Annotated in this window: 11 protein-coding genes; 9 read left to right on the plus strand and 2 right to left on the minus strand. The window is 27.1% G+C overall.

All coding sequences use genetic code 11. From position 1 onward, the window contains the following. Positions 1–296: 296 nt before the first annotated feature. The 5 genes from I4U58_RS08725 to I4U58_RS08745 all read left to right on the plus strand — a co-directional run bounded on the left by I4U58_RS08725 (position 297) and on the right by I4U58_RS08745 (position 4,370). Positions 297–737: a MarR family transcriptional regulator gene (locus tag I4U58_RS08725; RefSeq protein ID WP_195930912.1), complete on the plus strand. Its 441-nt coding sequence runs from the start codon at positions 297–299 to the stop codon at positions 735–737. A 20-nt stretch (positions 738–757) separates the two neighbouring features. Then, the gene (locus I4U58_RS08730) at positions 758–2,092 is read left to right on the plus strand and encodes an MATE family efflux transporter (RefSeq protein WP_195930913.1); all 1,335 of its coding nucleotides are present in this window, start codon (positions 758–760) and stop codon (positions 2,090–2,092) included. Positions 2,093–2,412: 320 nt separating this feature from the next. Next, a complete protein-coding gene (locus tag I4U58_RS08735; RefSeq protein WP_195930914.1) occupies positions 2,413–3,180 on the plus strand; it encodes a sulfite exporter TauE/SafE family protein in 768 nt (255 codons plus the stop codon). A 376-nt stretch (positions 3,181–3,556) separates the two neighbouring features. Continuing rightward, complete coding sequence (locus I4U58_RS08740) at positions 3,557–4,093, plus strand: hypothetical protein (RefSeq protein ID WP_195930915.1); 537 nt, start codon at positions 3,557–3,559, stop codon at positions 4,091–4,093. An 85-nt stretch (positions 4,094–4,178) separates the two neighbouring features. Continuing rightward, the gene (locus tag I4U58_RS08745) at positions 4,179–4,370 is read left to right on the plus strand and encodes an amidohydrolase family protein (RefSeq protein WP_295571861.1); all 192 of its coding nucleotides are present in this window, start codon (positions 4,179–4,181) and stop codon (positions 4,368–4,370) included. Positions 4,371–4,407: 37 nt separating this feature from the next. On the opposite strand, the gene I4U58_RS08750 is transcribed toward I4U58_RS08745, so the two are convergent. After that, positions 4,408–5,463, minus strand: a complete 1,056-nt coding sequence (locus tag I4U58_RS08750) for a DUF4238 domain-containing protein (protein WP_195930917.1) — start codon at positions 5,461–5,463, stop codon at positions 4,408–4,410. 227 nt (positions 5,464–5,690) lie between these two features. After that, positions 5,691–6,764, minus strand: coding sequence for a serine/threonine-protein kinase (locus tag I4U58_RS08755; protein WP_195930918.1), 1,074 nt, complete (start codon positions 6,762–6,764; stop codon positions 5,691–5,693). A gap of 537 nt (positions 6,765–7,301) precedes the next feature. Here I4U58_RS08755 and I4U58_RS08760 point away from each other — a divergent pair. The 4 genes from I4U58_RS08760 to I4U58_RS08775 all read left to right on the plus strand — a co-directional run bounded on the left by I4U58_RS08760 (position 7,302) and on the right by I4U58_RS08775 (position 12,402). Next, positions 7,302–8,255 (plus strand): helix-turn-helix domain-containing protein, encoded by a 954-nt coding sequence (locus tag I4U58_RS08760; protein WP_195930919.1) that lies wholly within the window; start codon positions 7,302–7,304, stop codon positions 8,253–8,255. 91 nt (positions 8,256–8,346) lie between these two features. Beyond that, complete coding sequence (locus I4U58_RS08765; RefSeq protein WP_195930920.1) at positions 8,347–10,116, plus strand: ABC transporter ATP-binding protein; 1,770 nt, start codon at positions 8,347–8,349, stop codon at positions 10,114–10,116. After that, positions 10,110–11,849 (plus strand): ABC transporter ATP-binding protein, encoded by a 1,740-nt coding sequence (locus I4U58_RS08770; RefSeq protein ID WP_195930922.1) that lies wholly within the window; start codon positions 10,110–10,112, stop codon positions 11,847–11,849. The genes I4U58_RS08765 and I4U58_RS08770 overlap by 7 nt, the downstream gene beginning before the upstream one ends. Before the next feature lie 151 nt (positions 11,850–12,000). Beyond that, positions 12,001–12,402 (plus strand): hypothetical protein, encoded by a 402-nt coding sequence (locus tag I4U58_RS08775; protein WP_195930921.1) that lies wholly within the window; start codon positions 12,001–12,003, stop codon positions 12,400–12,402. Positions 12,403–12,490 lie beyond the last annotated feature (88 nt).

The following is a 12,490-nucleotide window of genomic DNA, read 5'->3' on the forward strand; positions in this document are numbered from 1 at the left end:
ATGTAAAGTATATTATATATATATTATCAAAATATGTCATAATAAAACTTTTTAACAATATATTGAATTTTTTATTTAAATCAAGTATAAAGCTAAGCAACTCTAAGCTCTATATTTAATTTTTTGCTAGCGATTATTATACATTATAACAAAGAATGAATCAACATTATAAAAGAAGTATAATTTAACATATTAAAAATTATGAATTAAAAGTAGGAAGAAAGATACATTGACAATAATCCGATATCGGACTATAATATCTATTGTCCGATATCGGATTATTGAGGAGGGTTGATATGAAAAATAATTCATCAAAGAGGATGCTTGAATTTAATGAGGTTATGAAAGAAAATAATGATTTATACAGTAACCTTGCAAAAAAATTTAAAATGTCTGACTGTATGCTTTGGATACTTTATATACTAAGAGAAGAAAATAAAGTACTAACTCAAAGTGATATATGTAATATGATGTGTATTCCAAAACAAACTGTAAACTCATCTTTGAAAAAGATGGAAGCAGAAGGATACATAGAATTACTCAATATAAATGATAAAAGAAGTAAGCAAGTTAGCCTTACAGAAAAAGGATTAGACTTGGCTAATAATACAGTCGATATAATTATTTCAAAAGAAAATAATGCTTTATCTAAGATGGATGAAAAAGAGCAAGAATTATTAATAAACTTACTTAGAAAATTTAATGATCTATTGAAGGATAGCTTTTTAGAGATTTAATATAAAATGGAGGAATAAATATGACAATACAATTATCTGAACATTTTACTTATAAAAAAATATTTAGATTTGCACTTCCTTCTATTGTTATGATGGTCTTTACTTCGATTTATGGTGTTGTAGACGGTACATTTGTATCTAACTTTGTAGGGAAAACACCATTTGCCGCAGTTAACTTAGTTTGGCCATTTTTAATGATATTAGGTGCATTTGGATTTATGATAGGAACAGGTGGGAGTGCATTAGTTGCAAAGACACTTGGTGAAGATAAAAAAGAAGACGCCAATAGATATTTTACAATGCTTATAACATTAGTAATTATATTAGGACTACTTCTTACAATTTTGGGACTTATAGTTATACGACCACTTTCAAGTGCTCTTGGAGCAAGTGGACAAATGCTTGAAGATTGTGTAACATACGGAAGAACTCTTGTTATATTTAATACGGCATTTATGTTACAAAGTGTATTCCAAAGTCTTTTTATTACAGCGGAAAAACCAAGACTTGGTCTTATTATGACTGTTATAGCTGGGCTTACAAATATGGTTTTAGATGCATTATTTATAGCAGTATTTAAATGGGGCTTAGTTGGAGCAGCATTGGCAACTGGTTTAAGTCAATGTATAGGTGGAGTTTTACCACTAATTTATTTTATGAGTTCTAAAAATGATACAGCGCTTAAATTTGTAAAAACTAAATTAGAAGGAACAGTTCTTTTAAAAGCATGTGCAAATGGAGTATCTGAACTTATGACTACAGTATCTTCATCACTTGTAAGTATGCTTTACAACTTCCAACTTATGAGACTTGCTGGTCAAAATGGTATTGCAGCATATGGTGCAGTTATGTATGTTGAATTTGCATTTATTGCAGTATTTATAGGATATTCAATAGGAACAGCGCCTATAGTATCTTATCACTATGGTTCAGAAAATCATAATGAAGTTAAAAATATGCTTCAAAAAAGTTTTAAAATAATGAGCATTTTAGGAATTACTATGATGGTGCTTGCACAGATTTTAGCATCTCCCCTTGCAAAAGTATTTGTAGGATATGATAAGCAATTATTTGATATGACTGTGCACGGATTTAGATTATTCTCATTCTACTTTATACTAGCGGGAATAAACATCTATGCATCTTCATTTTTTACAGCGCTTAATAATGGAATGATTTCGGCTATAATATCATTCTCAAGAACATTGGGATTTGAAACACTTGCAGTAATAATTTTACCGATATTCTTACAACTTGATGGAGTATGGCTTGCGATTACTGTTGCTGAAATATGCGCATTTGTTATATCGATAAGTTTCTTAATTGCAAAAAAAGAAAAATATCACTATGCATAACATTATTTGACTTTTCAATAATAAAAAAATTTGAATTCACTTGAAAAGAAAAAAGATAATCAAAATACTGATATTGTAGATGATAAAGCTGACAACGATAGTGATTTATCAACAAATGAAGATTAAATATTAGTCGAGGAAGCAACTGATTTAAGTAAATGATTAGGGCTTTTATATATATGGCGTGTATTTCAAATTAGATTTACACGCTATTTTTTTGGATTTAATTAAAGAAGTTAAAATACTAGTTCATAATAAATACTTAAATATATATTAAACTGTATATTATGATAAAATATACAAAATTTAGGAGGATAATTATGATTACATTAATCACATGTTTGATAGGTGGTTTCGGAGCTGGAATTGGGACAGGTCTTGCTGGGCTTAGTGCAGCTGCAGTTATATCACCTATGTTAATTACTTTTTTAGGAATGCCAGCATACCAAGCAGTTGGAATTGCACTAGCATCAGATGTACTAGCAAGTGCCGTATCAGCTTATACTTATGGTAAAAATAAAAACCTAGATATAAAAAATGGAATGATAATGATGATAACAGTTTTGATATTTACCATGGTAGGAAGCTATATATCTAGTTTAGTCCCAAATAAAATGATGGGTAACTTTTCTGTATATATGACATTTTTAGTTGGACTTAAATTTATAATAAAACCAGTTATGACAACAAAAGACGATATGGAAGAAAAGTCAGTTAAAACAAAAATAATACAATCGATATTATGTGGAATAATGATCGGGTTTATATGTGGATTTGTAGGTGCTGGTGGAGGAATGATGCTTTTATTAATCCTTACAAGTGTATTAGGTTATGAGTTAAAAACAGCAGTTGGAACAAGTGTATTTATAATGACATTTACAGCACTTACAGGAGCTATGTCACACTTTGCAATAGGTGGAATGCCTGATTTTAAAATATTAATCCTTTGTATGTTATTTACATTTGTAGGTGCACAAGTATCTGCAAAATTTGCCAATAAATCTTCAGAAGAGGTTTTAAATAGAGTACTTGGAATCGTATTATGTTCAATTGGGGCACTTATGATTGTTATGAATATGATAGCTTAAAAATAGATATTCGATTATATAATTAAATATATAGGAAGTATTTTAATTATATATAGGGAAGATAAAATGGAAAATATTAAAGCAAACAGAACATTTACAGTCTTATTTAGAATTTGATGAAAATAACAAATTTAATAATATTAATTGTATCAAGTGTAAAACTTGTGTGAATAATTGCTCTAAAGGTACACTTGAGATTAAATAACTAGAAAAGTATTATTTAAAATATAAAAATAAATATTTAATATATAGCATGTATTTTTTAATAGTTTACATGCTATTTTTGTATATTATGAAAATAAAAGATAAAAACGTATGAATATTGATATAATTAAAGAAAAGGATAGTAAAAATTTAAAAAGAAAGGAAGGAAAAAATGGATATAAATAATTATATAAAGTTTATGGAAAATGATAAACCGCTAGATGATAAGGACATAATTCATAATTTATCTGTTGCTACAACACATATTATATATAGAAATGGACCAGTTGAAGATATGCATGCAGATGGAAAATTAACTGATTACGCTATGATGAACATAAATAAATTTATGGTAAATAGATTAGGTGGAATATTTTTGATTCTATTGGATAATAAAAAGGTCGATTTAATAAAAAAATGTGGGGAATATTATATAGAAAATTTTATAGATATAGTTATTGAATATTGTTTTATAGACGGTATTTTAAATACTAAAATTGATATAGAAAAACTTACAGATAAAGATATAGATATAATTGTTGAATTTATGAATCAAAAATTATATCCTATACTATTAATCATACTAGAAAGAAATATAAATGGTATAAAGGGTATATTATCAAATAGTTTTATTTATGGAAGATATTGGTATTATTGTAAACCAGATATAATTGATTTTGATTTATTTTTAGAGAAACTGGACTATTAATTATGAAAGTAATTTGTGATATAAATAAAAAAGGTACGAAAAAGTACCTTTCTTACCAGAACAAGCTTTAAGTGTAGAATAAGCAATCAAATCTTACACAATAATGGGCGCTTATGCTTCTTTTGAAGAAAAAACAAAAGGAAGCATAGAAGTTGGCAAAGTTTACGACTTTGTTGTACTTGGACAAAATCCATTTGAAGTAGAAAAAGATAAGTTAAAAGATATAGAAATATTAGCAACTTACTTAGATGGCAACTGTGTATTTAAATACATCTAAAACTAAAATTTTATTTTTTACTCTAACTAAATATATTTTACTGTATGTTTAATTTTTTTAGACAATTATTATCATTTGAATATATTTCATTAACACAATTATCCGCAAGCTTTTGATTACAGTTCTTTACAATTGAAACAAAATTTTGATCTAATGGTATATGTATATTTTTATTAATTACTTCCAAATTACTAAATTTAGGAACTACTATCAACTGAGTTGCCATTCTTGGAGAAATTGGATAATGAAACATCGTGATTTTATTCATTTCAGTTCCTCCAAGATTAATTATTGGTGTATCACCTGTAATAAAAGGAGTATCTGTTTTATTCTCAAAAAGTAATATACTCGTACTAAAATTATGAGTTATATTTAGTGCCATTTGTTCTGCAAAATATACTGCAACCATATTTACATAAAAGTTTGTATCTAATTCTTTTAATTCACTATTCTTTTTTTTCAATTCTTCAATATTAACACTTATATTATTATGAATCCTTGGTGAACGGAAATATTGCATACAAAAAAACCTATTAAACTCATACTTTAGATCATCCTCGTCAGAATTATCTTTAAAGAACTCTTCCATAATATTTAAAAGATCACTTTTTGATAAATTATCTTCTTGGTATAGTAGACTATATATCATGTTTTTATAAACTTTATCTAAAATATCCTGCTTTTTACTATTCTTATAGAAAGAAAAGTCCCCTTTAGATAATTTATCAAGAAATTTCCATTTGTTATCTATATCCTCATAAGAGCACATTATTTCTTTTTCAATAAAATCTCTTTGATTCGCAGCTTTAGAAAATAAGCTTGGATCAATTCCAAACTTAATAAGTTCCTTCCTCTGCATATATGATAAAAATTGATTTAGTATACTAACATCTTTATCTTGAAAGCCAGTCACATCATAATAGAATTTTTCAAACCCAATTTTCTCAAGTTTAGAAAACTCAATTAGGTTCTGACTACCTCTAAGTTTCTTTCGTTTAACATATAATTTACCTTTTAAACGATCACCATTGTCTGTCCATCTTGTAAGATAGTTTCTCCAAATATAATGCTGTCTTTTTGTTGTATCACTCATTATCTTCACCCCTAAATTATAAATATTCATTAAATAATTTTTCAATAAACAACAACTTTTATTAAATGTGTTGAACGATATAAGCACTCATGCTTATATCAGTGAAAGAAAATTATTTATTTCTATTCTTGTATATTTTTATTTATTTTAAGTGCTGATTTTTCTAAGATTATTAATGATATTCCTACAATATTTATCTAACATACAAGTATTTATTTTATCATTATTTAAAGACTTTCAAGAATTTTTCTCAACTCTAAACAATTATTGTATCTATCTTCCAGTTTATATGCTAAACATCTAATAATTAAATCAGTCTTATCTTCATCCAAATTATAATTTTTAATTAGATTTTTACGCATATCTCCACCAGAAGGTGCTCTTCCAGTCAATAAAAAATGCCAAATAGCACCAACAGAATAAATATCACTTCTACAATCTCTTAGTGTTGGATTTTCCATAAGTTGTGGATCAGTATATAGACCTCCTGCAATTTGTTCACCAGTTTTTGTTAATTTAGTATATCCTTCGCTTTCTGTAAAGGCACTAATTCCAAAATCAATTATTTTATATCCACAAGTCTCAGAATACATATAGTTACTTGGTTTTAAATCTCTATGAATAATGCCTTTATGATGTGCATATTCAAGTCCTTTGAGCAATTCAATAATTGGTAGTAAACTATTCTCGAATGTTAAGTTACCATGTTTTTTTAATAAACCATTCATATCACATCCTTCCACTAACTCCATCTTTATAAAAGGTTTTCCTTCTAAGCGTCCTACATCATATATTCTTACAATATTTGGATGACACAATGTAAAAAGCATTTTCGCCTCTCTAAAAAAACGTTTTTCACTATTGGCTTGATCTTTTTCTGATGAAAACAAAGGATCAAGTACTTTTATAGCAAAATCTAAGTCTAACAACTCATTATGATATTTATAAACCTGTCCAAATCCTCCATTACCCAAACGTTCTCCTATAGTATATTCATCATTACTAGATAATTCTACTTCTTTTGACTCCTCTACTACTAATATCAATTTATTAATTTCATCAGTAATAAATTTTCTTCTCCCTGCATAATTGCCATATAACCCTTGCATATATCTTCTAAATTCATTAGGTGTTCGCTGAACCTTTAGAAAAATTGGTATATGGGATTTAAGGTTATCTATTTCTAATATTTGTTCACGCATTTTTTTATACTCTTGTTCACTAAATGTGCCATTAGTAGCACAATCTAGTAATCCATTCTTAAATTCCTCTAATAAAATTATTATATTTTCTTTTAACATACAATTCTCCTTTTTAAATTAATACTAAAATATCTTCTTATATAGCTATGCTATTTTAATCTTTAATTAATGTTTATAGTCATTATTTACATATATATTGTACTCTTAAGATTACTTATTGTCTATTCACCTACCTCTATATAAAATTTATTTTAACAGGCTTTTCAAAATTTGATTGGTGGCAATTTGAAAAAATATAGGGAATCAATAATTTATTATAAAGAGATTTTATTATTAGGCTATGTTTTAGATAAATGTTGATATTTTTATATTTTAGCATAAAAAACAGGTGTACTATTAACTCTGATCTTTAGTTCGGATTTTATAACAATTGTATAATTATTTTTCATTATACTATATTTCTAGTTTCTTTATAATAATTTATATTATTTTTAATTTAAAATCATCTACTTGAATTTATGGCAATGTTTATATATCTATTAATTTTCAATAAAACTCACCCTTATTATTTGACAGTGATTACCAATATCAATATAATTAACTTAAAATCAAACTATAAAAGGGGAAGAAGATTCTATGCTTGAAAACTGTAATATACCTATATTAAACAAGGAAAAAATAAACCATTATGAAACAGAATATATGATAGACAAACTAGGTGGAGAGGGAAGAATGTACTGTATAGATGTATATAATGGAGTGCAAATAATATATAATAGATTTCATTGCTATGAAGCTCCAAAAACAGTAATAGACAATAATAGTACGAAATATATCGAGATAAATCACTGTTTGAGGGGAAAGTTTGAGTGTCTATATGATCAAGAATATTATGCATATCTTACAGAGGGTGATTTATCAATTAGCAGATGGTCATTAAACAAAAGTAATGAATTTTTCACTTTTGGATATTATGAAGGGTTAGAAGTTTTAATAGATACTGAAAAAGCGAAAAATAACGAGATATTCTCTGAATTTAATATAGATATAAACCTAATTTCAAAAAAACTTACTTTAAATAATGACATATATATAATGAGAGCCACTCAACAAATACAGCATATATTTATGGAAATGTATAGTGTTGATGATGATGTCAAAGTGGATTATTTAAAAATAAAAGTGCTAGAATTATTATTATTTTTATCACATAGTGATTTTGAAATGATACAAGATAAAAAAAGATATTATCCTAAAAATCAAATAGAAACTGTTAAATCCATCAAAAACTATCTTTCTCAAAATCTAAGTATAAAACCTGATTTTAATAGATTAGCCCAAGAATGCAATATAAATATCAATACTTTGAGAAAAATATTCAAAGAGATTTACGGTGTTCCAATATACACTTGGTTTAAACAATACAGAATAGAATATAGTATTGGGCTTTTGAAAAAAACAGATATACCTATTATAGAAATAGCCAATAAAATTGGGTATTCAAATCCCAGCAAATACTCAGCAGCTTTTTCTAAATATGTAAATATGACACCACAACAATATAGAAAATCGGATATCAAAATGGATTAATTATATTGTATTGGAGTAGAATTGCAAGGGGTAAAATAGTACACTGTTATTGCAAATGAAATTCAAGATTATTTAAGAAGGAGGTAATCGCATGGCAATATTAAAAAAACTATTTGCTTATGCAGGCAATCATAAGTACTTAACAATGTTATCACTATTTTTATCATTTATAAGTGCAATTTTATTATTAATGCCTTTTGTATGGATATGGAAGGTAATACAAGTCATACTAGATGTATATCCAAATTTTAGCTTGGCAAGTGACGCAGCTAGATATGGATGGTATGCATTTACTTTTGCTGTAGTAGGAATACTTGTATATGTTTTATCACTTATATGCTCACATTTAGCAGCTTTTAGAATAGCATCAAATATGAGAAAAGATGCTATTCATCACGTTATGAAACTTCCTATGGGATATTTATCAAAAGAAGGAAGTGGTAAAGTAAGAAAAATAATTGACGAATCAGCAGCATCAACAGAGACTTATTTAGCACATCAACTACCAGATATGGTTCAACTTGTAACGACATTAATTGCTGCAGTTGTTTGTTTATTTATATTTAACTGGAGATTTGGGATTGCATCTTTAATTCCTTTAGCTTTAGCATTTGTAAATATGTCAAAAATGCTTGGAAAAGATTTAGCACAATCAATGAAACAATATATGGATGCTCTAGAGGAAATGAGCAACGAAGCAGTTGAATATATAAGAGGGATACCAGTTGTAAAGACATTTCAACAAACAGTTTTCTCTTTTGAACGTTTTCATAAATCAATAAAAAATTATGAAAAATTTTCAGTAGGTTATACTAATAAATTACGTAGACCTATGACTGGATTTACAGCATTTGTAAATAGTATATTTATATTCTTAATAGGAAGTATGATGATTTTAGTTCTAAATGGATTTAATGTTTCTTCTTTACTTCCAGACTTTATGTTTTATGTAATATTTACACCAATACTTGCAGTTACAACTAATAAAATTATGTTTGCAAGTGAAAATACAATGTTGGCAGAAGATGCTCTAAATCGTATAGAAAGTATAACAAAGAAAGAAATAGTTAAGTATCCTCAAACATCACAAAAATTAAGTAATTACAATATTAAATTTAATAATGTTTCATTTACTTATCCAGATACTGATGTTGAAGTACTTCACAACATAAATTTAGATATTAAAAGTGGAACAACTGTCGCATTTGTCGGAAAAAGCGGTGGTGGTAAATCAACTTTAGTATCTTTAATACCTAGATTTTACGATGTTACAAAAGGCTCAATCGAAATAGGTGGAATAAATGTAAAAGATATGAATGAAAAAGATCTTATGGATAAAATATCATTCGTGTTCCAAGATAATAAATTATTAAAGAAAAGCTTGTATGAAAATATCAAAATGGGCTTTGATGTAGATAAAAAAGATGTTTTAGATGCACTTCACAAAGCACAATGCGACGATATTATATCTAAGTTTGATACAGGTCTTGATACTAAAATAGGTACAGAAGGTGTGTATTTATCAGGAGGAGAAACTCAAAGAATAACTTTAGCAAGAGCAATAGTTAAAAATGCACCTATCTTATTATTAGACGAAGCAACAGCATATGCAGATAGTGATAATGAATATTTAATGCAAAAAGCTATATTAGAATTATCTAAAAATAAAACTACAATAATGATAGCTCATCGTCTATCTACAATAGTAAATGTAGATTGTATCTATGTTGTCGATGATGGAAAAATAGTTGAAAGTGGTATACATAAAGAATTAGTAGATAAGAATGGATTATATGCTAAGATGTGGTCTGAATATCGTCAATCTATAGATTGGAAAGTGGGTGAATTTGTATGCTGCTAGAAAAAATACAAAAGAAATTTGCCTTAACTGAATTAGGGGCAAAGAATTTAATTAAAGCGTGTATATCTTGCACAATATCTTATATTATAATTGCAATGTCTATAGGGGTTTTATACTTTTTCACTTGTGATTTGCTAAAAATATTAGCAGATAAGTCATATGAATTTTCAGTAGGTGTTTATATTGTAGAATTTATAGTAGTATTTGTACTTATTTATATAGCTCACTATATCCAATATAATATGACATTTTTAAACACATATACAGAAAGTGCACGACTTAGAATAAATGTAGCAGAAAAACTTAGAAAATTCCCTATGTCATTTTTCTCAAAAAGGGATTTATCAGATTTAACAACTACAATTTTATCAGATGTCACTTATATGGAACAGGCACTATCACACTTTATTCCTGAATTTGTAGGTTCAATAGTTTCGACTGTTTTACTTTCAATAGGAATGTTTGCCTTTGATGTTAAAATGTCAATAGCTGCAGTTTGGTGTGTTCCTGTTGCGATTATTTTAATTTTATTGGCAAAGAGAAAATTAAGCGCTGTAGGTCATAAAGATAGAGATATACAGCTTATAAGAACAGAAAAAATACAAGAGGGATTAGAAACAGTTAGGGATTTAAAAGCTAGTAATTTTACGGAACAATATCTACAAGAAGTAGATGACGCTATTGATAATTGTGAAAAGAGTCAAATAAAAGCAGAACTTACAAATGCATTATTTGTAGTAAGCTCACAACTTGTGCTTAAACTTGGTATTGCTACAGTAGTTATTTTCGGAGTTAAATACTTAATGTCAGGGGAAATAACATTAGAAGTGTTTATGTTATTTTTAATAGTTGCATCTAGATTATACGATCCACTAAATGCAACATTACAAAATTTAGCTGCGATTATAAGTTGTGAATCAAGAGTAGATAGACTAAACAATATAAATGATTATAAACTTCAAACAGGAGGAGATACTTTTGAACCTGATAATTATGATATCGAGTTTGAAGATGTAAGTTTCTCATATCAACCTGGAAAACCAGTATTAGACAATGTTAGCTTTACTGCAAAACAAGATGAAATAACAGCATTAGTCGGAAATAGTGGCGGAGGAAAGACGACTTGTGCATCTTTAATAGCTAGATTTTATGATTTAGATAAAGGAAAAATAAAAATAGGTGGAGTAGATATTTCTACAGTTGACCCAGAAGTGCTTTTGTCTAAATTCTCAATAGTATTCCAAGATGTTGTATTATTTAACAATACAATCCTTGAAAATATAAGAATAGGTAAAAAAGATGCGACTGACGAAGAAGTTAAAAGAGCTGCAAAATTAGCATTTTGCGATGAATTTGTAGATAACTTACCAGATGGTTATGATACAGTTATCGGAGAAAATGGTTCAAAATTATCTGGAGGTCAAAGACAAAGAATTTCAATCGCAAGAGCAATATTAAAAGATGCTCCAATAATACTTTTAGATGAAGCTAGTGCATCTTTAGACGTTGAAAGTGAAACTTATGTACAAAGGGCTTTATCAAAATTAATTCAACACAAAACAGTAATAATGATAGCTCATAGAATGAGAACTATTGCAACTGCATCACATTTAGTTGTTTTAGAAAATGGTAAAGTATCAGAAGAAGGTACATCAGAAGAATTAATTAAAAATGATGGTCTTTATAAACATATGGTAGATTTACAAAATATGAGATATGCTTGGAAGATATAACTTTCCTAAAATTTATTTGTATTAAAAATAAAGAAAAAATTAACATAAATGTAACCAATTTAGAATTTTATTTATTTACAATTAAAGTAAGATAGGTAAATATTAAAAAATTTACCATCTTAATATAAAATAAGATAATTGGGGTGTTATTATGATTAAAGTCGTGGATCCTATAAAAAACAAAGTTTGTAGTAATAATATTGTAGAATTTCAAATACCAAAATCTAATAAAACAGCAGGCGCAGAAAAAATTTATGAAAGAGAAGGATATATTATCTTGAGGGTTAAGAGAGGCTATATAGTATATAATACTAAGAAAAACTTTAAAAATGGGCATACTCATATTCAAAGTTTTGATATGGCTAAGACAATAATTGATAATAACATAAGAAAGAAAAGACCTAAGACAAACAGCATTTATCTTATAGAAAGTCATATAAGAGTTACAAATGACAGTAAATATAAAAAGATGTTAGAAGAATTACTTGCATCTAAAGAAGATAGAACAAAAGACAATAAATATCACAATAGAAACATTTGTAGCTCATTTTAATTAATATAAAGGGGTAAGATTTAACTTACCTCTTTATTTTTTAGTTTATAAAAATTTTATAAAGTTTTATTTTTAAAGTTAAGTACAT

This window comes from Clostridium sp. 1001270J_160509_D11, from assembly GCF_015667935.1.
Taxonomy (GTDB): Bacteria; Bacillota; Clostridia; order Peptostreptococcales; family Peptostreptococcaceae; genus Intestinibacter.